Below are 26,273 nucleotides of genomic sequence, written 5' to 3'. Positions count from 1 at the left end.
CGCGGCCCCCTCGTCGTCGTTGTCACCGGCACCCTCGTGTGGTGCGCGATCTACGTCCGGAACCTGCTCCGGCACGGAGGGAATTGGCCAGGGACCCGACTGGTGGCAGCGGATGTCACCATCATGGCCGGTGTCTGTGTGAGTACCTTGTGCACGGGGGCGGTCGAGAGCAACAACGCTGGTTGGGTACGACTCCTCGCGACTTTCGTCTGTGTGGTCTGTCAGTGGCATACCGGTGTACTCGTGGGGACGGCCGCGACATTGGTCGTGACGGGTTCGCTGGTCAGCGCGCTGGCCGTCGCGGGCGCGTCCGCTCCACTGCTGACCGCAGCGATCTGGATCGTCGTCGCGGGCACGCTGTCGAGGATCGTGTGGGTCCTCCTCGAGCGCGTCGCTCGGACAGCGGACCGGGTCATGGCCGAAGCGGCGGCCACCAGAAGGGCGCACCGGGTCGCCGAGACGATTCGTGCGCAGGAGCGTGAGTTCGCTGGTGCCTTGCACGATACGGCGGCGACCACTCTGCTGATGGTGGGCACCGAACGGCCGGACACCCGCTGGTTGGCCACGCAGGCCCGGCGCGACCTGGAGTTGTTGCGCGCCTACGCCCAACACCCTCGCGAGGACGCCCACCTGGCCAGGGCGCTGCGCGACCTGGTCGAAACACTGCCGTTGACCGGCGTGTTCGACGGGCCTGCGATGGTCTCGGTCCCGCCTCCGGTCACCTGCGCGGTCCTCGACGCGGCGCGCGAGGCCCTCAACAACGTGGTCCGGCACGCGCGCGCTGACCGGGTTCACGTGCGGCTGCGAGGCGGATCGGGATGGGTGCGGGTGACGGTCGCCGACGACGGGTGCGGCTTCGACGTCGACACCGTTCCGGTCACCAGGCGCGGCGTGCGCGAGAGCATCCGCCGAAGGCTCGCGAACGTCGGCGGCAGCGCGACGATCACTACACGGCCCCACCACGGCACCACCGTCGCGCTGGAGTGGCGCGGTGAGTGACACGGCACAGGCCTGGTCCACGACACAGGTGCGCATCAGGATGATGTTCCGGCTCCGGGTGTCGCTGCTGGCGGTCGCGACGACGGTGCTGTTCGCCGTGGGACTACGCCACATGCTGATCTACCGCGACGCCTACTCCTCGGTCCCGACCCAGTTCGTCGCATGGGGTGCCCTGGCCGCCGTACTCGGCGCCGAAGCGGTGCTGACCATTCGGCGACTGACCTGGCGACGGCTGCGCGGAGTCGCGATCGGTGTTGTCCTGGCCGCCTCCGCGACCTCCTACCTGACCCTCACCGAGGGCGTGGCGACCTACGCTGACTGGGCGTACGGCACGGCCAACTGGATCGGCATCGCCATCCTGTTCGACCGCCCGCTCCAGGCCCAACTGGCGTTCCTGGCCGGTCACTGTGCCCTCGCACTGACGGACCTGCTGCTGCTCGCCGGTGCCGACCAGGCCTCGATACTGCGCTTCATGACCGGTTCGGTCGGCGTGCTGGGTTACCCGCTGTGCGTCGCGGCGGTCGTCGTACCCCTACGGGCCGTCGCGTCGTCGGCGGCGAGATCGCACCGGGAGGTCGAACGAGCCAGGACCGACGAACAGGTCGCGGCCGAGTCCGCACTGCGGCGGCGACAGCGGATCACCGAACTGGCCGACAGCACCATGCCGCTGCTCGCCGGCCTCGCGGACCGGACCCTGGACCCGAGCGACCAGCGGGTGCGGCAGAGGTGTGCGATCGAGGCGGGCCGGCTCCGCCGGTTGATGGCGGAGCACGACACGGTCGCGGACCCGCTGTTGCACGAGTTGCGGCACTGCGCCGACATCGCGGAACGCAGGGGAGTGCGGGTCGAGTTGGACGCACGCGGACACTGGCCGGACCTGTCGGTTCCGGTGCGGCGCAGCCTGACCGACGCGCCGCTCGCCGCGCTGGCCACCGCCGACTCGTGGGCGAGAGTGACCGTTGTCGGCGACGGTGGACTCGTCTCGGTGAACGTCGTCGCGGACTGTGGGGGCATCGAACTGTCCCAACCGGCCGACCCCGACGCCCGGTTGGAGACGCGCTCGACGAAGGACATGACGTGGGTGGAGGTCTGGTGGCGGACAAAGTGATCAGCGCGGTACTCGTGGACGACCACGTGGCGATCGCCGCAGGTGTCGGGTCGTGGTTCTCCCTGGCCGAACCGCCCATCGTCCTGCTCAACGCGGGCGACCGGCTGCCCGACCTGTGGACGGGGCCGGGGGCGCGGGCCGATGTCGTGATCTTCGACCTCGAACTCGTTCCCCGGCAGCCGAACTTCGGCGAGTTGCGGCGCCTCGTGAAGAACCGCCGCCGCGTCGTTGTCTACTCCCAGCACGCCGACCAGGAGACCGCGCTCAGGTGCGTCGACCTCGGCGCCTTGGCCTACCTGACCAAACGAGAGGGTGAGGAGCACCTGGTCCCGGCTGTTCGCGCGGCCGCGGAGGGCCGCTCCTACACCGCGCCGACACTGAGCGGAGTGCTGGTCACCGACGAGCGGCCGGAGCGGCCATCGTTGACGCCCCGCGAGCGCGAGGTGCTGCGTGCGTGGTTCGTCTCCTCGTCGAAGGACCTCGTCGCCCGCAAGCTCGACATCAGCGCCAAGACCGTGGAGACACACATCGAGCGCGTACGGGCCAAGTATGCGCACGTGGGACGGGCGGCGCCAACCAAGAGCGATCTGGTGAGCCACGCACTGGACGACGGGCTGATCACGCTCGACGAGCTGACCGCGCAGCGGGACGTCTGACCGTCACGGACGGTCGTCCCGTACCTGGTTGCGCTGGCGTCGTTCCAGGGCGTCGGCGAAGCGGCGCAACTCCTCGGCGCAGCCTCGCGCCAGGTGGGCCACGTCCTCGACACGGTGTTCCGGCACGGCACGGACGAACTCGTGCCAGGTGTCACGGATAGTCGCGTTGCCGTGCAGCACGCGCAGCAGGGTCCGGCCAGTGGCGGAGAAGCGGAGAGCGGGATCCTGGGACATGCTTCTCACGATCGTGACCAGGTCGTCGGTGGTGAGGACCGCGGACGGGACCGGCAGGTCGGCGGCCGGCTGGGCCGCGGTGATCTGCCGTCGTTCGGGAACGGGATCCTCGCCCCGGAGCATGCGCCGGCGTACGTCGCGCACGGTTCCGGGGGAGATACCGACGATCCTGGCCACCTCGCGCAGTGACGCCCCTGGATTCGCCAAGATCACCTCGCTGGCCTGACGTCGTCGTTCCGCGCTGTTACTCGGCCTGGCCCGGCCATCGCGGCCGATCCGGGCGTCCAAATGCGGCAGTTCCGCACTTGCACGCTCACGCACCTGCTTGATCTTCTTCGCGGCCAGGCCAGTCACCTCGGCGATCGCACGATCGGACCAGTGCGGGTAGGCGCGGAGGATCCGGACCGCCGCCGCCTCCCGGTCCACGCGCGAGAGCGGAAGGCCGTGGTCGATGTTTGCCGACACGGCCAGTACGAACAGCTCGTCCTCGGTCCCCTCGACGAAGGCGACGCTGATGGACTCCTCGCCACGCAACCGCGCGACCTGGACACGATGCATTCCATCGACGACCCGCATGGTCCGTCGATCGACGAGAATGGGCGGAAACGCCGTGCCAGAAAGCGCGAGAGCCGTCACGTGCTCAACGTTCTGCCCGGTGAGGCGAGGCGAGTCCCCCGGCACCAGGCATTCGATGCGGACCGAGGTCGCCCGCGATGGCGCTGCTGGGCGACGTATTGGGCAGGGTGTGGTCCCAGTCGGGGTGCCTCCCACGGCACTGACTGTACATCCATCCAACGTGTGAGGGAATCACCACGACGATCGACACAGTTCCAGGACCGAGAGGTTGTTGATGCTGGTGTGGCTTTTCGCTGGTACCACCACCTGGCACGCCCACATGCGATCGCGGTCACCAGCAGATCTCAACCCACATCCGCACGGTTCGGGGTGACCTCAGGTGACCGGCATCAACCCTTCATGGGCACCACATTCACTAGCCCTGGTGCGCGAACGATCACCTTGCTCACTCCAGCCCCTTGTAGAGCAGCAGCGACCTTCCCCGAAGCCAACGCCAGCTCCCGCAACTCATCCTCAGGAATATCCGGCGCGACCTCGAGCCGGTCACGGACTTTCCCACTAACCTGCACCACACAGGTAGTCGTCTCCTGGACGAGCAACGCCGAGTCAACCTCAGGCCACCCCGCCTCATCAACCAGACTCGTATGCCCTAGCCGTGACCATGCCTCCTCGGCAGTGAACGGCGCGAAGCACGACAACATCCGCACCAGTGCTTCAGCACCCTCGCGGACAGCAGGGTCCGACGCACCAGGCCCGCTGTCCACGGCCTTACGCAGCACCGACGTCAGCTCCATCAACCGCGCGATCACCACGTTCAGACGCTTGTTCTCCATCAACGTGGTCGCGTCATCAATCAGCCGGTGTACCTGCTTGCGCACGGCCTGGTCTCCCGCACCGTCCCGGCTGGCCGCCACGTCACCGCTCAGGCGCCACACCCGGGTCAGCCACTTGACCGAACCGGTCGGCGAGACGTCCGCCCAATCCACGTCGTCCTCGGGCGGCCCGGCGAACAGCATGGTCACGCGTACGGCGTCCGGCCCGAACTGGGCCAGCTGGTCCTGCAGGTTGACCAGGTTGCCCAGGCTCTTGCTCATCGCCTTGCCGGCCATGATCACCTGGCCCTGGCAGGTCAGCTTGGTGAACGGCTCGGTGAAGCCCACCATGCCCAGGTCGTACAGCGCCTTGGTCAGGAACCGCGAGTACATCAGGTGCCCGGTGGCGTGTTCCTTGCCACCGATGTACTCGTCCGCTGGCAGCCAGCGCTTCACCCCGGCCGGATCAAAAGGACCGTCCTCGTAGTCCGGGTTGGGGTAGCGCAGGAAGTACCACGACGAGTCGACAAAGGTGTCCATCGTGTCGGTGTCGCGGCGGGCCGCACCACCACAGGACGGGCAGGGCACCGCGACCCAGTCCTCAGCACTCTCCAGTGGTGACTTGCCTCCGCGAGGTCGCAACTCGTACCCGGACGTGGGCAGCCGCAGTGGCAGGTCCTCCAGCGGCACCTTCACCTCGCCGCACGACGGGCAATGGATGATCGGGATGGGCGTGCCCCAGAACCGCTGACGCGACAGCAGCCAGTCGCGCAGGCGGTAGGTGACGGTGGCCTCGCCATGCCCGAGCTCCCGCAGCCGGACCGAGGTCGCGGTGATGGCGTCGTCCTTGCTCAGCCCGTCGAACTCGCCCGAGTTCACCAGCACGCCGTCGCCCGCGGCGGCCACGCCGGTCTCCGCCGGGGCCGGCTCACCGGTGTCGACCACAATCCGCACCGGCAGGCCCTGCGCGCGAGCGAAGTCGAGGTCGCGCTGGTCGTGCGCGGGGACGGCCATGATGGCGCCGGTGCCGTAGTGAGCCAGCACGTAGTCGGCCGCGTAGACCGGGATCCGCTCACCGCTCAGCGGGTTGATGGCGTAACGGCCGAGGAATACACCCGTCTTGGGCCGGTCGGTGGCCATACGCTCGATATCGGTGCTGGCGCGGACCTGCTTGCGGTAGGTTTCGAACTCCTCCCGCCGATCATCGGTGCACAGCTCGTCCGCCAGGTCGGCGTCAGCGGCCACCACGAAGAACGTCGCCCCGAACAGCGTGTCCGGCCGGGTGCTGAACACCCGCACCGGCTCGGCGCGGCCCTCGATCTCGAAGTCGATGTGCGCGCCTTCGGAGCGGCCGATCCAGTTTCGCTGCATGGTCAGGATCTCGTTCGGCCACTTTCCTTCCAGCTGGGCCATGTCGTCGAGCAGGCGCTGGGCGTAGCGGGAAGTGCGGAAGAACCACTGGGTCAGGTTGCGCTGCTCGACGTCGCTGCCGCACCGTTCACACTTGCCCTGGATGACCTGTTCGTTGGCCAGCACGGTCTGGTCGACCGGGCACCAGTTGACCGGCGCCGCCTTGCGGTAGGCCAGGTCGTTGTCGTACAGCTTCAGGAACAGCCACTGGTTCCACCGGTAGTACTCGGGGTCGGAGGTGTGGAACCGGGTGCTCCAGTCGAACGAGACGCCCAACCTGCGGAACGACTCCGCCTGCATGGCGATGTTGTCGTAGGTCCACACCGACGGGTCCAGGTTCCGTTTGAACGCCGCGTTCTCTGCTGGCAGGCCGAACGAGTCCCAGCCGATGGGGTTGAGCACGTTGTGGCCGCGCAACCGGGAGAACCGGGCGAACGCGTCGCTGATCGAGTACACCTCGGCGTGTCCCATGTGCAGATCGCCGGACGGGTACGAGAACATGCTCACGATGTAGCGCGGCGGCCGGCCGTCGGGCCGTTCGTCGGAGAGGAGCCCGTTGGCCGCGAAGGAACCGCGCTCCGCCCACGCGATCAACCACTTGTCGACGATCGCGTGCGGGTCGTATGAGTCGGGCTGGCTCGTTGGCTGGCTCATCCTGTTCCTCATCGTGAAGTCGGGCCTCAGCGGCAGCGGACGCGGGTGGGAAGGCGAACCGGAGAGCGACGACCCACGCACCGGCTCGGCCGCGCTCGGCGGAGGTTCGCCGCGCTGACCGGATCTGCTTCTCGCCGGATCAGCGCGGCCTGGTAAGCAGCAGGCCCCGTGTGGTTGTCACGCCGCCATGCTAGCCGACCGCGCGTGGCCGGGTTCTGGATGATGACGAATCCGGTCACTCGGGCTGGACGCCGAACTTGCTGCGGCTGCGGACCACGACGTCAACGAGGTGCACACTCGTCAGCCCGGCCACCAGGAAAAGTGCTGACAAGACGTACCAGCCCAGGGGCGTGGCCGTCACCAGCGGGATGAGCACGGCGGGCCCGACGATCAGGGCTATCTGAGACCCTGATGCGAACACCCCGAGGTACTCGCCCAAGCGCTCCTGGGGGCTGAGCCCGTAAGAGAGGCCCCAGCCGGAAACGGCCGTGTACATCTCCGCTTGTGTGATGATCGCGACGGCGCCCAGGATGACCATCCAGGTCCAGACTCCGGCGGTATGCGATGAGATGGGGATGAGCGCACAGGAAACCGCCAAGAGGATTCCCGCGCGTCGTTGTCGCCGGGCGGAGTCCGATATTGTTTCGACGCCCTTTCCGACTCTCGCCTGCAACACGATCACCATGGCCATGTTGAGTATGAGGATGATCGGTATCATGGTCTGCTGAATCTGCGTCGCCTGGAGGATCCAGAGTGGAATGACCGTGGTGAGCAGCAGATCCGACAGGATGAACACGCCGCTGAGTGCCGAGAGGGCGACGAACGGCCGGTCGGCCAGTGCGGAGCGCCGCCCTGGCGTCTTCTTTCCCGCCTCGGTCCGGCGCGGTGCGGGCTTGATGAAGATGGTCAGGAACAGGACGTCGAGGTAGAAGGTCAGTGCATTCATCAATACGATCACGACGAGGATCCGAGGAGAACTGACCTGGGTCAGCGCGCCCACCGAGACGGTGCCCAACGCGAGCCCGATATTGACGATGGAGCGCAGGTAGGCGTTCACCCGGACCCGGCTCTGCCTGGCGATCACTTCGCCTATGTACCTTCCTTTTCCCGCGTTGCCGACGGTCGCGGCAATTCCGGCGGCAATGATGACGATGAGGAAGGACGCGAAGCCATGGACGAACGGGTAAATGCTGAACAGCACACCCTGTAGGAGCGCGCCGAGGCGCCAGGTGGCCCGGCCACCCAATCTGTCGCACAACAAACCGACAGGTATTCGCAGGACGAAGACGGCGAACGCGGACGCGGTCACGCCAAGAGCGATCTGCCCGGCGGGCAGCCCGGCGTAGACGGTGAAGAAAATGGCGCTTCCGGCTGCGTAGAAGCCGGTGCCCACGGAATAGGTGAAGGTCTGCACGACCAGACTCGGCTGTACTCCGGGTGGGGGCGCCAGGCGGGCCAGTTTCTCTCGTGAACGCGACGTGAACGTGCGCTTGGTCGCCACCTCGCCCCCCTCCGTTCGTTCGCGACGGACACTAGGCATCGCCGAGTTGGGCGAGCAGCGCCTCGACATCCTCGTCAGATAACTGCGCCACCTGGCGATGCCGCTCCGCCACCTCGGCCAGGTGACCCGGGGCGGGTTCCAGTCGCCGCAGTTCGTCGGTCAGCTCGGCGATCGTCGGAGCGGTCAGGGCGAAGTGCAGTGGAAGACGTGTGCCGAAGAGATCACGCAGCCGGACCGCCAGCCGGTGCGCAAGCAAGGAATGGCCGCCCAGCACATAGAAGTCGTCGTGCACGTGCGCTGGACGGTCGGACAACTCCAACACCTCGTACCAGGTTTCGGCGACCATTGCCTCGACCGCGTCGCGGGGCCCGACCACGACGTCCGGCACTGCGGGCAGCGGGTCGGGAAGCGCGTTCCGATCGACCTTGCCGTGGAGCGTCACCGGAATCTCCTCAAGGAGCATGACCCGGGCGGGCACCATGTGCTGAGGGAGCAGGACCGCCGCGTGTGCCCGCACCGCTTCCGGTAGGTCACCGCTGTCATCGCGTCCGGAGCGCGGCACGACGTAGCCGATCAGCAGACCCGAGCGGACCGCGACGGCGGCGTTCACCACGTCGGGATGTTCGGACAGCGCCGCGGCGACCTCCGCCGGCTCGACCCGGAAACCGCGGAGCTGGACCTGGTCGTCGAGTCGGCCGTGGAAGTGCACGGTGCCGTCCGAGAGTTGGGTGGCGAGGTCGCCGGTGCGGTAGACACGTCCGCCGGCCGGACCGGTCGGGTCGGGCGTGAAGCGTTCGGCGGTGAGACGCGGGCTGCCCAGGTAGCCGCGAGCGAGCCCGGTGCCGCTGATGCACAGCTCGCCCTCCGCGTTGTCCGGCACCGGCCGGGCATCGTCGTCGAGCAGTCGCACCCGGACGCCTCGGATCGGCTTCCCGATGGGCGGAACACCAGGGGTGCCCGCCGGGACGGTCGCCGCCGTGGCGACGACGGTGGCCTCCGTCGGGCCGTAGTGATTGACCAATTCGTACGCAGCGCCGGGCGCGGGTGCGACGGTCAGCACGTCGCCGCCGGTGAGCAGCGTGCGCAACGACGACGGGCCGGGCAGCCGCAGGACCTCCGCGGCCAGCGGAGTCGGCAGGAACGCCACGGTGATCCCCTCGGCCGTCAGCCAGCGGAGCAGCTGTTCGGGCTGTGTCCGGCCCACTTCGGAGGGCAGGTGCAGTGTGGCCCCCGACGCGAGCGTGGGCCACACCTCCCACACCGTGGCGTCGAAGCCGAGGGCGGCGAGGTGTGAGGTGCGGTCGCCCGACCCAACGCCGTACCGGTCGACATGCCACTCGACCAGGTTGGCCAGGCCGGCGTGCGGCACCATGACGCCCTTGGGTGCCCCGGTCGAGCCGGACGTGTGGATGACGTAGGCCAGGTTGTCCGGGTGGACTGGCACCTCCGGGGCGGTCACCTCGGGATGTGCGGCGATGGCGGGCGCGTCGTGTGTCAGGTGCAGTGTGGTGCCCACCGGGCCCGGCGTGTCGCCCGGTGCGTCGGTGACGAGGACGTCCGGTGCCGCGTCGGCGAGAATGCGTGCGGTTCGGGCGCCCGGCTGGGCGGGGTCCAATGGCAGATACGCTCCACCCGCCTTGAGCACGGCGAGCATGGCGACAACGGAGTCCAAGGACCGGGGCAGGTGCACCGCGACCAGCGACTCAGGCCCGGTGCCGAGACTGACCAGGTGGTGCGCCAGGCGGTTCGCGTGCTCGTCGAGTGCGCGGTAGTTCAGTGCTCCCACAGCGCAGACGACCGCTGGTGCGTCGGGCCGCGCGGCCGCCTGCGCCGCGACTCGGTGGTGGATGAGGACGCTCACGGCGTCTTCTCGTGGTCGGGGCGATGCAGCAGCGCGCGATCGCGGTGTAGGAAGCCCAGCATGGCGGGCACCGGGCTGACGATCCGCCGCTGAGCGTCCAGGTGGTCACGGCGCCGTTCGCGCACGGCGGGCAACCGCGACCAGTGGCACCCCGGGTTGAGGTGGTGCTCCTGGTGATATCCGTCGTTGAACGCGATGAGGTTGTAGAACCTGCCGTAGTAGCTGACCGAGTCGGCGGCCCTGCTGGACGGGTCGGCACCGTAGTGCCGGTAGTAGTTCTGGACGTTGACCAGGGTGAGCGCGACGAAGAAGGCGGGCAGGTAGATCGCCAGCGTCCACTGCCAGGAAATCAGGGCGAGGCCGGTCAGCGCGAGGCTGTGCGCGGCCCGGTCGGCCTGGATCTGGCGCAGCTCGCACCGGCGCTTGGGTTCCCGACTGTGCGCGAGCGAAAGCAGGGTCCGCTCGCGCGGGCCTACCCGCCACAGCCGGTAGACCAACAGGAGTTCCCTGCCCCGGGCGGCCAGTGACTCCAGCGCGCCGAGGGTGACGTACCTGCCCAGCGGAGTGTGCTCGCCGTCATGACCGTGCCGGTAGGTCGACGATGCGTCCCGGGTGGTGCCGTCCTCGCCGATCGGGTCGTTGTTGAAGCGGTGGTGGTTGCGCACGTGGGTGAGGTGGTAGGCCTGCACCGACTGCCCGATGGCGACGGAGTTGAGCAGCGACACCGCCGCGTTCAGTCGTGCGGAGGTGAACCAGGGGACGTGCGTGAACAGGTGCGAGACGACGATGATGTTGTACGCGGTCATCAGTGCGAGGAGCAGCCCGCCCCCCAGCACCGCGACGAGTGGCCACGACTCCCAGCGCGTGGCCAGCCAGATCATCAGCGCCACCTGCACCACGCTGAACCCCAGCAGCAGTGCGTCCTTCGGCGTGTTCTTCCAGATGCGCACGTGGACTCCTCAGAAGTACGAGCGGAGACCGCCACGACGCCGCACGTCGAGCGTCGCGCAGTGGAACGAGCCGCCGAAGCTGTTGAACTCCCGGAAGTCGCAGAGGATCGGGGTGAAGCCGAAGTTCTTCAGCGCATGGATCATCGGTTCGTCCTGGCGCTCCACCATCACCCTGGTCTCGTCGATCATGAAGACGTTCATGTTGATCCATTTGCTCGTCATGTACAGCGGGTGGCTGTCAGGCAGGACCGGTCTCGGCGCCTCCAGGACGTCCCAGCCCTTGAACAGTGACGGCACCTTCGGCACCCGTTCCGGGTTGACCAGCAGCTTGCCGGGTGCCAATGGCACCAGGGTCGCGTCGATGTGCATCGGGTGCGAGTCGGCGAACTCGAACACGTGGATGCGGTACTCCTCGCCCAGGTGCCGTCGTAGCCATTCGATGCCGAACTGGTTGGTGACGTTGCTTTTCTGCGCGATGATGTCCCGCCCGCAGCGGGTGAAGTCCGCGGCGTCGAACGTGGGCTCGAACTCGGTGACCACCAGGCGTGGGCTACCTTCCGGGCCGGGTTCGTCCGTCCACTCCGGATCGAACTGCTCGTCGGTCAGTTCCGGCTTGGGCCCGGCGCTCCACTTCGCGCCACCGCGGAAGTACTCCTTGAGCAGCGGGCGGTAGGCCAGCGACTCGTAGTAGCGCGACCGCCACGCCATCGGGCACTCGATGACGTCGTCCCCGACGACGAGCAACACGTCGCGTGGCATCGCCGCGTACATGCCGCTGCTGGACCAGTTCAGTGTGCTGTAGGTCGTGTCGTGGCGGATCGGCTCCGGCCGGCGGACCGTCACCCCCTCGCCTTCGAGGATGCGCGCGAACTCGTCCAGTTCCCGGCGTGCGGCCGTGATTCGCTCTGCCGGGAAGGGGCGGCCGGCCTGCGCGCGGAACGTCGCGTGCATGTTCGACGGTAACACTGGCGGCAGCGCCCCGTGCCACGGCGGGAAGCAGGCGTCGTCGACGATGCCGACGATGACCTCCTCCAGCGGGTCCCACTCGGTGTATGAGCGCACGGGTCCGGTCACGTCGGTGTCGTTCTCTTCTGCCATGGGTCATGCCTTTCCGGAGTGCGCGAGGCCGGCCGCGAACTCGCGCCGCAGTGCCGTCGGAGCGGTCAGGAACTCGTGGTGCGTGCCAGGGAGGACGACCTCGTGGAACCGTCCCGGTGCGGCGTAGGCGGCCCAGCCGGTCATCTGCTCCGGCCGGATCTCGTGGTCGTCCCGCCAGCCGATCACCCGCAGGTCACCGGGCAGCACGACGGGCTCATCGAGCCGGTAGGCCCGATTGGCGTCGAGGTCGGTACGCATCACCCGCAGGCCCAGCGCGATGATGTCGGGCTGCGGCTCGCCGCCCATGACGCGTGTAAGGCCCTCGAGTTCGGCGGTCAGCGCGGACTCGGTCATCGACAGGTACCGGCCGTAGGGCCCGAGATGGGGTGCGACCTGGGAGGATACGAATACGCACGTCGGGTCGGGCAGCCCGGTCCCGGCGATCAGTGCCGCCGTGGCGAAGGCCGCCAGTGCGCCGCCGCAGTGGCCGAAGAGGCCGTACGGGCGGTCCAGGTGGGGTTCGAGGCTGTCCGAGACCTGCTCGGCCAGGTTCTCGTAGGTGCCGAAGTGCGGCTCGCGAAGACGGTTCTCCCGACCCGGGGGCTGAAGCAGGCAGACCTCGATGTCGGCACCGTCGTCGGCGACCCGGCGCGGCCACCGGTTGTACATCGACGCACCGAGACCGGAGTAGGGAAAGCAGAACAGCCGGGCCGCGCAGTCGTCGCGCACGGGCCGCAGGAAGGTCCTGTCGCGGGTGCTCATCAGGACGCCGGTCCGTGCTGGGTCACCGTCGCGTCGATGGCCCGGGCCGCCGCTGCGGACAGCTGTGCGGTCAGCGGCAGGCTCTTGATCCCGGCGACGAAGTCGGACGCCAGGTGTTCGATGGGACCGGCGATGGTGAACTTCTCGACCGACGTGACGATCACGTCGAACAGGATGCGGAGTGCGATCCGTGCCAGCGGTGCGCCGACGCAGTAGTGCGGACCGAGTCCGAACGCGACGTGCCGGTTGGGGGTTCGGGCGATGTCGAACCGGTACGGGTCGGCGAACACCTCCTCGTCCCGGTTGGCCGAGCCGAGCCAGGCCACCACCGCGTCACCGGCCAGGATGCGCCGGCCGTGCAGTTCGAGGTCGTGCACGGCGTGTCGCAGGAAATGGCTGGCCGGGGACGACCAGCGCAGGCCCTCCTCGATCATCGACCCGGTGAGCGAAGGCTCGGCCAGCAACCGCTTCCACTGCCCCGGGTGCTCGATCAGCGCCAGGATGGTCGAGGCGATCGCGTGCGGGGTGGTCACGTTCGCGCCGAGCAGCAGACTGTAACAGTTGTAGACGATCTCGTCGTGGCGCAGCCTTCGGTCGTCCAGTTCCAGACCGACCAGGGACCCCACCAGGTCCTCGCGCGGATGGCGGATGCGGTCGCGCACCTGCGCGGAGAAGTAGGCGAACAGGTCGTGGTGCGCGGCGGCCAGTGTGCTGTGCCTGGAGGTCTGTCGGTAGCCGGGATCAGAGGGGGCGACGGCCGATGTGGTCAGCCGGGCCAGCCGTGGCCAGTCCTCCTCCGGCAGGCCCATCAGCGTGCCGGTGAACGCCATCGGGAACGCGGCCGCGGCCTTGGCGACGTCCCAGACTCCGCCGTCGAGCAGCGGGCCGAGCATTCGCTGGACCACGGCGCGGATCCGCGGCTCGTGCGGTCGCAGCGCGCGATCCGACAGGACCCGCGACAGCGGTCTGCGCAGCGCGGTGTGCACCGGCGGGTCGCTCGCGGCCATCATCTTGCCGCCGGCCGGGTCGGTGCCCCCGAGGACCGACAGGAGCGTGCCCCTGCCGGAGGTGAACCGGGTGTGGTCGCGCAGGACGTTGTCGACATCGTGGTAGCGGGTGACCGACCAGAAGTAGCGCCCGTCCGGGAGCGTGCTGAGGTGTGCCGGACCGCGGCGGCGCATCTGCGCCCAGACCGCGTGTGGTTCGCCGGTGGCGTAGAAGTCCGGGTCATACAGTCGGACCGCGTCGAGGTCGGTGTCGCCGTCGGCGGATGGCCCGGTGATCCTCACTGGTCCCCGCTCTCCGGGCCGAGCACCCTGGCGAGTTCCGCAACGGTCGGGTTCTCGTAGAAGGTGACCGCCGGTACGGTGCGGCCGAAGTGTTCGCCGATCTTCACGGTGATCTGGGTGGCCAGCAGCGAGTGCCCGCCCAGTTCGAAGAAGTCGTCGTCCACGCCCACCGTGTCGACCTGCATGAGGTCGGCCCAGAGCCGGGCCAGCCAGATCTCTCGCGCCGAGGTCGGGACCCGGTAGTCGGAACTCAGCTCCGGGCGGCTGGGCATGGTCGTGCCGGTGAGCAGCTCACGGTCGACCTTCCCGGTTGGCCCCAGCGGAAGTTCGCCCAGGTGCAGGAACTCCGAGGGCACCATGTACCGCGGGACTAGCGCGGACAGGTGGGTGCGCAGTTCGGCGGTGGACATGGTCTGGTCCGACACGTAGAAGGCGGCGAGGACCTGCTCACCGTTCGGTCGTCGGGCGACGACAGCGGCGTCGTGGATCTCCGGGTGGGTGCGCAACGCCGTCTCCACCTCGCCCGGCTCGACCCGGAAGCCACGCACTTTGAGCTGCGCGTCCGTGCGGCCGAGGAAGTCCAGCGCGCCGTCGTGCCCTCGTCGGGCCAGGTCGCCCGTCCGGTAGAGCCGCGCTCCCGGGGTGGCGGAGAACGGATCGGGCACGAAGCGCGCGGCCGTCAGTGCCGGGTCGTTCTGGTAGCCGTTGGCCAGTCCGAGCCCGCCCGTGCACAGCTCGCCGGCTTCGCCGTCGGGCACCGGGCGCAACTCGTCGTCGAGCAGGTGCACGGTGGTGCCGGTGATGGGCCGCCCGATCGGCACCGGGCCGCGCCCGGACCGCTCGGTGATCAGGTGGCAGGTGGTGAACGTGGTGTTCTCGGTGGGCCCGTACCCGTTGACCAGTTGGGTGTCCGGCAGTTCCCGCAGCGCCCGGTCGACGTGGGCGGTGGACAGGACGTCCCCGCCCGCGATGAAGCGCCGCAGCACGTGTAGGTGCCGCATCGCGTCCATGCTCGCGACCATCGCGTGGAACATCCCGGCGGTCAGCCACAACGTCGTGACCCCCTCGCTCCGCACCAGTTGCCCGATCTCGGCGGGGGACAGGTCGTGTGGTGGGGCGACGACCAGCCGTCCGCCGTTGAGCAGCGGCCCCCACAGCTCCAGAGTGGACGCGTCGAAGGCTGTGGGCGCCAGCAACACGAACACGTCGTCAGACTGGATCGGGAGCAGTTCCTGGCCGACCACGAGTCGCATCACCGCGCGGTGTGGCACCCGGACGCCCTTGGGAACTCCGGTGGAACCGGAGGTGTAGGCGAGGTAGGCCGTGCTCTGCGCGACGGCATCGGGCAACGGGGCGGAGTCGTCGCACCCGATGGCGTTCGACAACAGCTCGGTCGTGATCACGACCGATGCCCCGCTGTCGCCAAGCACCAGCGTGCGGCGCCGCTCGGGTTGCTGCGGGTCAAGCGACAGGTAGAACCCACCGGCTTTGAGCACGGCCAGCAGGGCCACGACGAGACCGGCGCAGCGCGGCAGGTCGACCCCGACGGGGGTCTCGGCGCCCACACCGAGGGTGCGCAGGTACCGCGCCAGCCGCTCCGCCCGCGTGTCGAGCTCGCGGTACGTGAGCTTCTCATCAGGTGCGCTCACCGCCACCGCGTCGGGTCGGGCGGCCACCTGACGCGCGAACTCCGCGGTGATCGTGGTCGCGGGCTGCATGTCCTGTACTCCTCCTAGCCTCGTGCTGCCGGGCCAGCGGCGTCAGCCGCCGCGCCGCAGCCCGTCGGGGATCTCCGTCCACACCGCGGCCCCCGCGGCGACCAGTTGGCGGGACGCGGTGTAGACGGAACTGCCGACGCGCACCGTCCGGCCGCGTCCGCCGAGCCGTTCGGCCACCACGACGTGTGGTTCACCTGGCTCGACCTGCCGCAACATGACGACCGAGAGCCTGTTGAGCACCAACGAGTTCCGCCGCTGTCCGTGCTGTTCGACCCAGCCGCCCGGGCAGTCCAGCACGCTCCACACGAGGTCCGGGTCGTCGCTGGCCGGTGTCCAGGGACAGGCGACGGTGTGCCGGCGTCCGGCGACCGGACCCGGCGCCAGCCGGAGGCCGTCCGTGCGATCGGGGCCGCACACGAAGCAGGTCGGAAACGGATGTTCGGTGCGGCCGCGGAAGCCCCGGGCGCCCATGCGTGCCGTCGCCAGGTCGACGAACGGTACCGCTGTCGGGGCCCGGCCGACCCGCACGACGCTGGCGATCAGGGTGTCGTCCGCGCGGACGAACGCCCGCCTCCCGGAGACGGTGACCGTCAGCGGGCTTTCCAGGGGTGGTGCGGCCAGCAACGTCACCGCGACCGGGGGCGTGAACTCCGAGGCGCGGGCGAAGACAGCGCATGCGTACCCACCGTGAGCCGAGCGCGCGGGTCCGTTGTACGCGCGACCGATTCTCGTGACTGTCGTTGCACACCGCACGAGATCCGATGGTGGCCTGGAGCGCGCACACCGAGATGGCAGCCGCCGGCCGTCTGGCGCGGACGAGTTGCCAGTTCAGCACGCATGAGGCCGAGAGGAGCACGGGAGTTCAACGGCGGACGATCCGGTGGCGGTCGCGGGCCGCGCGGGCCGGCTGATTCCCGTACCCAATCCACCGGCGCGCCCCGGGAACGCGCCCGGTCTCAACGTCCGCCGCGCGAACGAGGCAACCGGGGCACACAGACGCGTCAGGTGGCACGGCGACCATCGCATTGGTGGCATTGACCCGGTACGGACCAAGAGTTGAGGGGCGTCGCGTGGCTGTTCCGTCCTCGGCAGAGGTTGTGATCGTCGGCGGTGGCGTGATCGGCACCAGCATCGCGTTCCACCTCGCCGAGGCGGGGGTGCGGGACGTCATTCTGGTCGAGCGCGGGCAACTGGGCTCCGGCTCGACGTGCAAGGCCGCGGGCGGGGTGCGTGCGCAGTTCTCCGACGCGCTCAACATCCAGCTCGGTGTGCGCAGCCTGGCCGCGTATCACCGCTTCGACACCTACCCGGGGCAGTCCATCGACCTCAGGACGCCGGGCTACCTGTTCCTGTTGTCGCGGCCGGAGGACGTCGCCGCGTTCGAGACGAGCGTGGCCCTGCAGAACGATCTCGGAGTGCCGAGCCGGATGCTGGAGCCGGCCGAGGCAAAGCGGCTGTCGCCGCTGATCGACACCGACGGGTTGCTGGCGGCCGCATACTCGCCGGAGGACGGTTACTGCACGCCGGAGTCGGTCGTTCTCGGGTACGCCACCGGCGCCCGGCGCTCTGGCGCGACGCTGCTCACCGGATGCCAGGTACTCGGGATCGATGTCGACGGCGGGCGGATCCAGGCGGTGCGCACCACCGGGAGCACCATCAGGACCTCGACGGTCGTGTGCGCGGCGGGTGCCTGGTCGTCCTCGGTCGGAGAGATGGTCGGCACCCCGCTACCGGTCACCCCGTACCGCAGGCAACTGGCGTTCACCGAACCGGTCGCCTCGGACGTTCCGGTGCCGATGACCATCGACCTCGCGTCGGCATTCTACTTCCGCCGCGAAGGCCGGGGCCTGATGCTCGGCATGTCCGACCCCGACGAGCCACCGGGCTTCCGGCTGGAGCGCTCCGACGAATGGCTGGGCAAGCTCGCGGAGGCGACAACCAGACGGGTACCAGCCCTGCTCGGTACCGGCATCACCGGTGGATGGGCGGGCCTGTACGAGGTGACGCCCGATCACAACGCGCTCATCGGGGAGTCGCCGGACGTCGGCCGGTTCCTGTACGCCACCGGGTTCTCCGGGCACGGCTTCATGCAGGGACCCGCGGTCGGGGAGATCGTCCGGGACCTCGTGCTGGGCACCAGGCCGTTCGTGGATGTCCGGCCGCTGGACGCGCGCCGGTTCGACCGAGCCGAGCTACGGATGGAGAAGAACTATGTCTGACCACAACGATTCCGGTGACCCGGATCCGGCACAGGTGATCACCGACTCCTGGCGGACCGTGCTCGGCGTGCCCACCGTCGTCGCCGACGACGACTTCTTCGAACTCGGCGGCGACTCGATCATGGTGACGCGGATCGTGTCCTACCTGAGGCGCGCACTTGACGTGGAGGTGGACATGTTACAGGTCTGGGACACCCCGGTTTTCGCCGATTTCCGGGACGCGGTGACGGCACTGGTGAACAAGGGAACGGAATGAGACGCCCTGCGTCAAGCCGCCTCCGGTTGATCCTGGTTGAGGAGGCGTTGGAGGGCGTGGTGGCGGGCGGGGTTGTAGGCGACGCTGTCTTGCCAGCAGTGCCAGATCACGAACAGCCAGGCGCGGGCGGGGATGCGAACGGCGTGGGGGTGGCCGCGGTCGCGGGCTCGGGCTCGGTTGTAGAGGTCGGCGGCCCAGGGGTTGGCTCCGCGGGTGTCGCCTGCGATGTCGGTGACGGCGTCACGGAGCTGTTTGTCGCAGGCCCAGCGGAAGCCGACGGAGCTGATCTTTCCCGACTGTCTGGTCGAGGGGGCTGCGCCGGCGAGACAGGCCAGCGATTCGGGGGTTGGGAAGCGGGCGCGGCAGGCGCGGCGCGACACGACCGTGGCCGGGGAGCCCGGAGTCAGCGGGCGCAATCGGGCCCGGTCGGTGCGCAGCGTGTCAGCGAGTACGAACGCGTCGAACGGGCCGTCGGGTCGTTCGATCACGACCTCGCTGACACCGTTGCGGCCCAACATGGCCAGCAGCGCACGCCAACCGGCAGCGGCGTGTTCCACAGTGCACCGGTCGACCTCCCGGCCGCGCGTGTCGACGACCGCCACAGCGTGATCGTCGCGGGCCTCATATGGTGCCGAGACACGCGGCTGCCGGTTCGATCACTGAACGGCCCTCGGAGGCGCTCATACCTGTCGACGGTAGGCACGTCCCGGGTAACCGCCGGGCCCCGCAGATCTCATTCCGGACGTCCGACGCGTCAAGCGAGCAGGGCGATGACCCAACGGCACCTCAGGTGCGTCAGCAACCTCCCGGCTACCGACACGAAGATGGTGCACCAGTGAGCGACGACAGCGAGAAGAACATCCGCTACACCGTTGTGATCAACGACGAGGAGCAGTACTCGATCTGGCCCGCGCACCGCTCGGCGCCCGCCGGTTGGCGGGAGGTCGGCGTGGCCGGCACCAAGGAAGAGTGCCTGGACCACATCGAGTCCGTGTGGACCGACATGCGCCCCAGGAGCCTACGGGAGCGTATGGACGCGGCCGCTCGATAGTGCCCGGTCGTTCACTCAGGTCCACCAGACGAACTCGCTGCCCGCCATGCCGGTGAAGCAGGTCAGCAGGAGCCGGCTCCGCCCGCTGGACGAGCCGTCGCCGAGCACCGCGTGGACCAGGTTGCCGTTGATCACGCACAGATCGCCCGTCGCCACCGGAACCGTCAGCGCGGGGTGACCGTCGAGCAGGTCTGGTGGGTACGGGTATCCGCTGTGGGTCAGGCCGAGCGCCGCGCGGGTCCGCTCGTCCGGCGCGATGTTCCACAGCTTCAGCTGGCCGCTGTCGCCGGGCACGTCGGGGTAGGCGTTGACGGCCATCACCCGCCGCACGCGCTGGACCTCGAAGTCCTTCTGCAGCGGGTCGCTCAACTGCGCCAGGTCGTCGTGCGGGAGGAGCAGGAACTCCCCGGAGTTGTTGTTCCAGCACACCGCCTTGGAATCTCCGGCCTGCCGACCAGCGTGCGCGGCGGGGCGGGCCACGCTCATCCGTTGTGCAAGGGACGTGTGCAGTCGCGTGATCGGGTTGCCCGTGTTCGCGTACAGCGCCCGCACTCCGTCCCGGGACGCGTCCACCGCGTCGAGGTAGTCCGATGTCGACGTCTCGATGTGCGAGGCGCCGAGGACATAGGCCTCCACGCCCTCTGCGCCCTCGCCGTAGCGCGGGACGCGGTGTGCGGAAGCCCAGAAGTTCCTGGTGATCGTGGCGCACTCGGCGGTGGGGATGAACCCACGCACCAGACAGGCGGCCAGCCGCCCGTGCAGGACGTCCAGAACCCGCTCGACATCGACAGTGTGCTCGCTACGGTGCACCCGGAACTGGTCCGCGGGAAGCGTCTCGCCGGTAATCCGTGGTGTGGCGGCGTCAATCGTCATGGTTTTCCTCCGGTTGGGCCTGAACTCCATGCTGGCCGGCGAAACCGCCAGGCACGCGAATCCGGGTACGAAGCGGGGCACAGCTCGTCCTCGCAGGTGAGACCGCCTGACGCGGCCTCGGCCACGAATCGACTACGGGACACCCCGTTCACCGGCGTTCCGGTGGCCCCGCTCCCGTAGCGCCCCCATAGGTTCGCCCGGCGAGCCCGAACGACCAGGGGCTTCGCGCGCGGGCGCCTGCCAGCGGAGTGGCTCATGGGCGTCGGGCGGCCTGGCGATGATGCAAACCATGTCTGGTGAACGACAGGTGACGGCGCGCCGCCGCGAGCTTCTCGGCCTGCTGTTGCGCCGTGACGGTCTCGCGGCGGACGCGATCCGGCCCGCGGACCGCGACCAGCCGCTCTCCCTGTCGTTCGCCCAGCAACGGCTGTGGGTGCTCGACAGGCTCCTGGCCAACGGTTCTGTCTACACCGCGCCTCTGGCCTACCGGGTTCGTGGCCCGCTCGACGTGGCCGCGCTGCGCGCCGCGTTCACTCAGGTGGTGTCGCGGCACGAGGTGCTGCGGACCACCTTCGCCGTACACGAAGGCGCGCCGGTGCAGGTCATCGGCGACCCGGCGCCGGTCCCGTTCGACCTGACCGACCTGACCGGCCGGCCCGCCGCCGAGGACGAGGCGCACGAGCTAGCGGCGGAGGAGGCACAGCGGCCCCTCGACCTCGAACGCGGGCCCCTGCTGCGGGTGCGGCTGCTCGAACTTGGCCCCCACGACCGTGTTCTGTTGCTGACGATGCACCACATAGTCGTCGACAGCTGGTCGCTCGGCGTGCTGTTCCGCGAACTTCGCGCCTGCTACGTGGCCCACCGCGACGGCCGCGACGGCCAGTTGCCCGACCTGCCCATCCAGTACGCGGACTACGCCGCGTGGCAACGTTCCGCGGCCGACCGCGATCTGCTGGACCTGGCGCACTGGGTGTCGACGATGCGGGACGCTCCGCAGATCGTCACCCTCCCCCCGGACCGTCCCCGCCCCGCAGTGCCCACGTACCAGGGGGCGGAGCACCTGTTCGCCCTGCCCGCCGTGACGTCGGGGGCGTTACGGGAGCTGGCGGTGCGCGAGCGGGCCACGCTGTTCATGGTGCTGCTCGCCGTGCTGGACGCGGTCCTCGCCCGGCACGCCGGAACGGACGACGTGGTGGTCGGTGCGCCCGTCGCCGGGCGGGGTCGTGCCGAGGTGGAACCCCTCATCGGGTTCTTCATCAACAGCGTCAACCTTCGCACCGACCTGTCCGGCGACCCCAGCTTCCGCGAACTGCTCGGCCGGGTGCGCGCCACGGCGCTCGACGCCTTCGGCCACCAGGAGCTCCCGTTCGACATGCTGGTCGACCGCCTCCAGCCGGTCCGTCACCTCGGCGTCCACCCGTTGCACCAGATCAGCTTCCAGGTCACCGAACACGGTGGCCGGCCGACCGATCTGCTTCTCTCCCAGGTCGCGGGCGGGGTGGGCGAGTTCGCGCCGACCCTGCCCGACGTGACCATCGAGGCGTTTCCCACCGGCACCGGCGCCAGTCACTTCGACCTCGCCATGGGATTGGTCGAAACCCAGGACGGGCTGCTGGCACGGGTGGAGTACGCGACGGACCTCTACGACGCGGCGACCGTCGAGCGGTTCGGGGAGAGCTTCCGCACCTTCGCGCAGGCTGCCGTCGCCGCTCCCGACACCCCGATCTCCGAGCTGCCCCTGCTCAGCGACCGCGAGCGGAGCCGGGTGCTCGAGGAGTGGAACGACACCACGCGAGAGGGCACCGCCGAGTCCTGTCTGCACGAGCTCATCGCCGCCCAGGCCCAGCGGGTACCCGACCGGACAGCCGTGCGCGATGGAGAACGGGAGCTGACCTACCGCCAGCTCGACGCGCACGCCAACGCCTTGGCACACCGGCTGCGTGCGCTGGGCGCCGGACCAGAACGCGTCGTCGCGGTCTGCGCCGAGCGGTCGGCGGAGACCGTCGTCGCCCTCGCGGCCGTGCTGAAGGCGGGTGCCGTCCTGATCGTCCTGGACCCGGAGCAACCGGAGTCGCGGCTGCGGCACCTGCTGGCCGACTCGGGAGCGATCGCGGTGATCACCCAGCGCGACGGTCGGTCCCGGCTGCCGATGGACGAGGTCCCGGTGGTGGCGCTTGACCCCCGCCTCACGGTGCTCGCCGGCCTCCCGGTCACCGCGCCGGCGACCGGGGTGACCCCCGACAACGCCGCGACCGCCGTCTACACGTCCGGCTCGACCGGCGCGCCCAAGTGCGTCATCACCCCGCACCGGGGCGCGGCGAACGTCATCGCCTGTGACACCGCCGAGTACGAGCTGGGGCCCGGCGACCGGCTGTTGCAGAAGGCGCCGTTCACCTTCGACGCGTCCATGTGGGAGGTGATCTGGCCATTGACCGCGGGTGCCACGGTCGTCGTCGCCCGCCCAGGGGGCCAGCGCGATCCGATGTACCTCGCGCGGTCCATCCAGGACGAGCGGGTCACACTGGTGCACTTCGTACCCGTGATGCTGCGTGCGTTCCTCGCCACGGCGGAAGCCGCGCGGTGCACGTCGCTGCGGCAGGTGCACTGCGGCGGGGAGGCGATCACCCCGGACCTGGTGGAGCGGTTCCACGAGGTGTTGCCGTGGGCGGAGCTCCACAACCAGTACGGGCCGGCCGAGGTGTCCGGGCAGACGAACTTCTGGCGGCTGGAGCCGGGAGTGACGCGTATCCCGCTGGGACCCGCGCTGTGGAACACCCGGCTCTATGTCCTGGACACGCACGGTGCCCCGGTTCCCCAGGGCACGGTCGGTGAGCTGTACGTCGCGGGCATGGGTGTGGTGCGTGGCTACCATCGAAGGCCCGGGCCCACCGCCGAGCGGTTCCTGCCCGACCCGTTCGGCCCCTCCGGCAGCAGGATGTACCGCACCGGCGACCTGGTGCGCTGGATCGGCGACGGCAACGTGGAGTTCGTCGGTCGTGCCGATCGTCAGGTGAAGATCCGCGGCTTCCGGATCGAGCCCGGGGAGGTGGAGACCCATCTCAGAGCGCACCCGGAGGTCGGCGACGCGGTCGTCGTCGCCCGCACGGACGCCGCCGGCGGAAAGCAACTCGTCGGCTACGTCGTCGCGGACGACGAGTCCGTGGTGCCCGGGCTGCGCGCGCACCTGGCCGAGCGCGTGCCGGAGTACATGGTGCCCAGCGCGATCGTGGTGCTCGGCGAACTCCCGCTCAACGCCAACGGCAAGGTCGACCCGCGAGCGCTTCCCGAACCGACGGTCTCCGCGCAGCGGACGCGCGTGCGTCCACGCACGCGCGAGGAGGTCCTGTTCGCGGACATCTGGTGCGCCGTGCTCGGGCTCGACGAGATCGGTGTCGACGAGAACTTCTTCGCCCTCGGCGGCGATTCCCTGCGGGCCATCGAGGTGGCCATGCGATCCGCCGCCGCGGGCTACGTGGTTGCGCCCAACCAGCTCTTCCAGTACCAGACCCTGGCCGAGCTGGCCGCCAACGCGAGCCCAGCGGAGCACGGCACGGCGCCCGCAGCGCCGGACGAGCCCGTCGGTCCGTGCCCGCTGACCCCGATCCAGCACGAGTTCTTCGCGGCCGGCGATCCGCTGCGAGACCAGCTGACCCAGTACACAGTGCTCGAACTCGCGCTGGACGGTGAACCATCCGCGGTGGACTCCGCGCTGGACCGGCTGGTGGCGCACCATGACCAGCTGCGCGCCGCCTTCACCGAAACCCCGCACGGCTGGGTGCAGGAGATCCGCCGGCACGAGCCGTGCTCCCGACTCGAGCGCCTGGACCCGGCCACCGATGTGGCTGCCGCGGTACGGCGAGCGATCGACGGGTTCGATCTCACGGAGGGGATCGTCCTGCGGGCCGCCCTGACCGGCCGGCGGGTCGTGGTCGCCATCCACCACCTCTGTGTGGACGTGGTCTCCTGGCGGGTGCTGCTGGCCGATCTTGCCACCCTGCTCCGGGGCGGTGACCTGCCGCCGAAGACGACCTCCTTCCGGATGTGGGCGAGGCGGCTGTCCGAGTGGGCCGGGGATCCGACGCTGCGGCCGGAGGCGGAAACTTGGCGGCGACTCGTGCCGGCGGACCTGCCGCGGCTGCCACGCGAGAAGGGTGAGCCCGGCGAGATCGGCACCAGGGCCTCGGCGCGGGTCGTCGAGGCCCAACTGTCCATACCGGACACCCAGGCTCTGCTCGCCGAGGGGCGGGGTGCGTTCCGGGCGGAGACCAAGGACGTGGTGCTGGCGGCGCTCGCGCTGGCGCTGCGGCGCTGGACCGGATCCCCGGACGTGCTCGTGGACGTGGAGGGACACGGCCGGGAGCCGTTGTTCCCCGACGTCGATCCTACGCGCACGGTCGGCTGGTTCACCGCCGTTCATCCGGTCGCGGTGCGCCTCGGTGACCCTCGGGACGTCGTCGGTGCGGTCGCCGGGGTGCGGGAGGCGATCGCCGCCGTGCCCGCCCGCGGCATCGGTTACGGCCTGCTGGCGCACCTGACCGACGGTGCACCTCTGGCCGGCGCGGCGCGCGCCGAGGTGCAGCTGAACTTTCTGGGCCGCACGGACGACACGGTGCAGGCGGACGGACCGTTCCGCCCGGTCGGTGACCCGGTACGCGCGCTCGGCGAGGGCACCCGCCCCCTGCCGTATCTCATCGAGGTCGTCGCGTGGATCGACCGGGATCGGCTGCGGGTCGCGGTGTCCTACGACACCGGGGCTTTCGACGCATCGACGATGGCGACCTTCACCGCGTCGATCACCGGCGCCCTGTCGGACATCGCGGCGGTCGCCACCCATCCGGACACGAGCGTGCGCATCGGTGCGGACTTCCCGCTCACAGGGCTGTCCACGGCGGACCTCGAGCGCCAGTTCGGCTCCTTCCGGGGCATCGAGGACGTGTACCCGTTGTCCCCGGTGCAGGAGGGCATCCTCTTCCACACCGTGCAGTCCGCCGACGCGCGGCTCTACACGCCCCGGCTGTCCTGGCTGGCGGGCGAGCTGGACCCGGATGCCTACACCCAGGCGTGGCAGGAGGCGGCGAGCAGGACGCCGGTGCTGCGCACGCGGATCGCCTGGCGGCTGACCGACCGGCCGTTCCAGGTGGTCTCCGAACCGGCGGAGCTGCCCGTCGCGCGCCTGGATTGGTCGGCGCGATCCCCAACGGAGCGGGACCTGGCGCTCAACGAGCTGCTGGCCTCGGCCCCGGGGTTCGACCTGGAGGACGGTCCGCTGGTGCGGGTCACCCTCATCAGAGAGGGTGCGGCGTCCTGGCGTGTGGTGCTGGAGACCCACCACCTGGTGATCGACGGATGGAGCAGCGCCATCCTCCTCGGCGATGTGCTGGCGTTCTACCGCGCCATCCGCGACGACGCGCCGCTCCGGCTCCCGTCGCGCCGCAAGTTCCGCGACTACATCGCCTGGATCGCCGACGTGGACCATGCGGCGGACTGGGAGTTCTGGACGCGTTATCTGGCCGGCTTCCGTCGCCCCACGCCGGTGCCGCTGGCCCGCACGGACAGCGGAACCGGCGACCACCTACTGCGTGACGTACGGCTCCCCGACGGGTTCGGCGAGCGGCTGACCGGATTCGTCCGAGCTGCCCGGCTCACCCGCAACACGGTCTTCCAGGCCGCCTGGGGTCTGGTCCTCGGCTGCTTCGCGGGAACTGACGACGTGGTCTTCGGCGCCACCACCTCCGGACGTTCCGGGCTGACGGGAATCGAGCAGATGGTCGGCATGTTCATCAACACGCTGCCCCTGCGCGTGCGGGTGCGGCCAGAGCGCACGCTGAGCGGATGGCTCCGCGGGCTCCAGGACGCCCGCGGCCGGATGCCCTCGGAGCACACCGCACTCACCGAGATCGCGCGGTGGAGCGAGGTCAGCAGACGCGAGCCCCTGTTCAGCTCGGTCCTCGTGTTCGAGAACTACCCGATCGCCGACGAGGTGCACGACGCTCTGCACACCGTGGCCAGGGAGCTCAGGGTCGTCGACTCCAACAGCTACCCGCTGACCGCAGTCGTCAAGGACGGCACCGAGGTCGTGGTGCGGCTCATGTATGACAGCGCCCGTCTTACCGAGAGCGCGGTGGACCAGATCGGCCGTTGCCTGGCGGCGGCGCTGGGAGCGATCACCGACCCGGAGACCACCTCGCCCGCCGACGTCATGGCCCACATCGACGCGGTTCGCGCGTCCTGACCCCCGAGGTGCGC

20 protein-coding genes are annotated in these 26,273 nt (G+C 69.6%); 8 read left to right on the top strand and 12 right to left on the bottom strand.

From position 1 onward, the window contains the following. The first annotated feature begins 102 nt into the window (after window positions 1-102). The 3 genes from BLA60_RS17885 to BLA60_RS17875 are packed head-to-tail and all read left to right on the top strand — an operon-like array spanning window position 103 to window position 2,763. Complete coding sequence (locus tag BLA60_RS17885) at window positions 103-999, top strand: sensor histidine kinase (RefSeq protein WP_162292979.1); 897 nt, start codon at window positions 103-105, stop codon at window positions 997-999. Then, window positions 992-2,107, top strand: a complete 1,116-nt coding sequence (locus tag BLA60_RS17880; protein WP_075134057.1) for a hypothetical protein — start codon at window positions 992-994, stop codon at window positions 2,105-2,107. The genes BLA60_RS17885 and BLA60_RS17880 overlap by 8 nt, the downstream gene beginning before the upstream one ends. Continuing rightward, on the top strand, window positions 2,092-2,763 hold the full coding sequence (locus BLA60_RS17875) for a LuxR C-terminal-related transcriptional regulator (protein WP_075134056.1): 672 nt from the start codon (window positions 2,092-2,094) through the stop codon (window positions 2,761-2,763). Before BLA60_RS17880 ends, BLA60_RS17875 begins: the two co-directional genes overlap by 16 nt. A 3-nt stretch (window positions 2,764-2,766) precedes the next feature. On the opposite strand, the gene BLA60_RS17870 is transcribed toward BLA60_RS17875, so the two are convergent. Continuing rightward, a complete protein-coding gene (locus BLA60_RS17870; protein ID WP_245812037.1) occupies window positions 2,767-3,555 on the bottom strand; it encodes a winged helix-turn-helix domain-containing protein in 789 nt (262 codons plus the stop codon). Window positions 3,556-3,962: 407 nt separating this feature from the next. Then, on the bottom strand, window positions 3,963-6,449 hold the full coding sequence (leuS, locus tag BLA60_RS17865) for a leucine--tRNA ligase (RefSeq protein ID WP_075134055.1): 2,487 nt from the start codon (window positions 6,447-6,449) through the stop codon (window positions 3,963-3,965). Between leuS and BLA60_RS44245 the strand changes: the two genes are divergently transcribed. After that, entirely contained in the window at window positions 6,352-6,567 is a 216-nt protein-coding gene (locus BLA60_RS44245) for a hypothetical protein (protein ID WP_162292976.1), read from the top strand. The two genes, leuS and BLA60_RS44245, sit on opposite strands and share 98 nt — an antisense overlap. A gap of 117 nt (window positions 6,568-6,684) precedes the next feature. Here BLA60_RS44245 and BLA60_RS17860 read toward each other — a convergent pair whose 3' ends face one another. Genes BLA60_RS17860 through BLA60_RS17825 form a run of 8 tightly spaced genes read right to left on the bottom strand, consistent with a single transcriptional unit; the run spans window position 6,685 to window position 16,258 of the window. Further along, window positions 6,685-7,950 (bottom strand): MFS transporter, encoded by a 1,266-nt coding sequence (locus BLA60_RS17860; RefSeq protein ID WP_162292977.1) that lies wholly within the window; start codon window positions 7,948-7,950, stop codon window positions 6,685-6,687. 31 nt (window positions 7,951-7,981) lie between these two features. Beyond that, window positions 7,982-9,811 (bottom strand): non-ribosomal peptide synthetase, encoded by a 1,830-nt coding sequence (locus BLA60_RS17855; protein WP_075134053.1) that lies wholly within the window; start codon window positions 9,809-9,811, stop codon window positions 7,982-7,984. Then, the gene (locus BLA60_RS17850) at window positions 9,808-10,761 is read right to left on the bottom strand and encodes a fatty acid desaturase family protein (RefSeq protein WP_075134052.1); all 954 of its coding nucleotides are present in this window, start codon (window positions 10,759-10,761) and stop codon (window positions 9,808-9,810) included. The genes BLA60_RS17855 and BLA60_RS17850 overlap by 4 nt, the downstream gene beginning before the upstream one ends. 9 nt (window positions 10,762-10,770) lie before the next feature. Then, window positions 10,771-11,859 (bottom strand): amidinotransferase, encoded by a 1,089-nt coding sequence (locus BLA60_RS17845; protein WP_075134051.1) that lies wholly within the window; start codon window positions 11,857-11,859, stop codon window positions 10,771-10,773. 3 nt (window positions 11,860-11,862) lie between these two features. Then, window positions 11,863-12,621, bottom strand: a complete 759-nt coding sequence (locus tag BLA60_RS17840) for a thioesterase II family protein (protein WP_075134050.1) — start codon at window positions 12,619-12,621, stop codon at window positions 11,863-11,865. Then, on the bottom strand, window positions 12,621-13,910 hold the full coding sequence (locus tag BLA60_RS17835; protein ID WP_075134049.1) for a cytochrome P450: 1,290 nt from the start codon (window positions 13,908-13,910) through the stop codon (window positions 12,621-12,623). Before BLA60_RS17835 ends, BLA60_RS17840 begins: the two co-directional genes overlap by 1 nt. Then, window positions 13,907-15,628: a non-ribosomal peptide synthetase gene (locus tag BLA60_RS17830; protein WP_075134048.1), complete on the bottom strand. Its 1,722-nt coding sequence runs from the start codon at window positions 15,626-15,628 to the stop codon at window positions 13,907-13,909. The genes BLA60_RS17835 and BLA60_RS17830 overlap by 4 nt, the downstream gene beginning before the upstream one ends. Window positions 15,629-15,670: 42 nt before the next feature. Next, window positions 15,671-16,258, bottom strand: a complete 588-nt coding sequence (locus tag BLA60_RS17825) for a hypothetical protein (protein WP_084735043.1) — start codon at window positions 16,256-16,258, stop codon at window positions 15,671-15,673. Between the two features lie 440 nt (window positions 16,259-16,698). Between BLA60_RS17825 and BLA60_RS17820 the strand changes: the two genes are divergently transcribed. Continuing rightward, window positions 16,699-17,847, top strand: coding sequence for an NAD(P)/FAD-dependent oxidoreductase (locus tag BLA60_RS17820; protein ID WP_075134046.1), 1,149 nt, complete (start codon window positions 16,699-16,701; stop codon window positions 17,845-17,847). Beyond that, complete coding sequence (locus BLA60_RS17815; protein ID WP_075134045.1) at window positions 17,840-18,103, top strand: phosphopantetheine-binding protein; 264 nt, start codon at window positions 17,840-17,842, stop codon at window positions 18,101-18,103. The genes BLA60_RS17820 and BLA60_RS17815 overlap by 8 nt, the downstream gene beginning before the upstream one ends. A gap of 11 nt (window positions 18,104-18,114) precedes the next feature. Here BLA60_RS17815 and BLA60_RS42215 read toward each other — a convergent pair whose 3' ends face one another. Next, window positions 18,115-18,705 carry a transposase gene (locus BLA60_RS42215; protein WP_084735041.1) on the bottom strand — a complete coding sequence of 197 codons (591 nt, stop codon included), beginning with the start codon at window positions 18,703-18,705 and terminating at the stop codon, window positions 18,115-18,117. Window positions 18,706-18,938: 233 nt separating this feature from the next. On the opposite strand from BLA60_RS42215, the gene BLA60_RS45550 reads away from it, so the two are divergent. Continuing rightward, window positions 18,939-19,154, top strand: coding sequence for an MbtH family protein (locus BLA60_RS45550; protein ID WP_075134044.1), 216 nt, complete (start codon window positions 18,939-18,941; stop codon window positions 19,152-19,154). Between the two features lie 15 nt (window positions 19,155-19,169). Here the strand turns inward: BLA60_RS45550 and BLA60_RS17800 are convergent, their stop codons facing one another. Further along, window positions 19,170-20,027 (bottom strand): hypothetical protein, encoded by an 858-nt coding sequence (locus BLA60_RS17800; RefSeq protein ID WP_075134043.1) that lies wholly within the window; start codon window positions 20,025-20,027, stop codon window positions 19,170-19,172. A 289-nt stretch (window positions 20,028-20,316) separates the two neighbouring features. On the opposite strand from BLA60_RS17800, the gene BLA60_RS17795 reads away from it, so the two are divergent. Then, on the top strand, window positions 20,317-26,259 hold the full coding sequence (locus BLA60_RS17795) for a non-ribosomal peptide synthetase (protein WP_075134042.1): 5,943 nt from the start codon (window positions 20,317-20,319) through the stop codon (window positions 26,257-26,259). Window positions 26,260-26,273 lie beyond the last annotated feature (14 nt).

The sequence above is a fragment of the Actinophytocola xinjiangensis genome (assembly GCF_001921215.1).
Taxonomy (GTDB): Bacteria; Actinomycetota; Actinomycetes; order Mycobacteriales; family Pseudonocardiaceae; genus Actinophytocola; species Actinophytocola xinjiangensis.
The sequence above is the reverse complement of the archived record's forward strand: the minus strand, read 5'-3'. Positions and strand labels throughout refer to the sequence as shown.

Coding starts and splice junctions, on each gene's coding strand:
- BLA60_RS17870 (WP_245812037.1), bottom strand. CDS start 3,555: ATGCATCGTGTCCAGGTCGCGCGGTTGCGTGGCGAGGAGTCCATCAGC.
- leuS (WP_075134055.1), bottom strand. CDS start 6,449: ATGAGCCAGCCAACGAGCCAGCCCGACTCATACGACCCGCACGCGATC.
- BLA60_RS17845 (WP_075134051.1), bottom strand. CDS start 11,859: ATGGCAGAAGAGAACGACACCGACGTGACCGGACCCGTGCGCTCATAC.
- BLA60_RS17840 (WP_075134050.1), bottom strand. CDS start 12,621: ATGAGCACCCGCGACAGGACCTTCCTGCGGCCCGTGCGCGACGACTGC.
- BLA60_RS17830 (WP_075134048.1), bottom strand. CDS start 15,628: ATGCAGCCCGCGACCACGATCACCGCGGAGTTCGCGCGTCAGGTGGCC.
- BLA60_RS17815 (WP_075134045.1), top strand. CDS start 17,840: ATGTCTGACCACAACGATTCCGGTGACCCGGATCCGGCACAGGTGATC.
- BLA60_RS17800 (WP_075134043.1), bottom strand. CDS start 20,027: ATGACGATTGACGCCGCCACACCACGGATTACCGGCGAGACGCTTCCC.
- BLA60_RS17795 (WP_075134042.1), top strand. CDS start 20,317: ATGTCTGGTGAACGACAGGTGACGGCGCGCCGCCGCGAGCTTCTCGGC.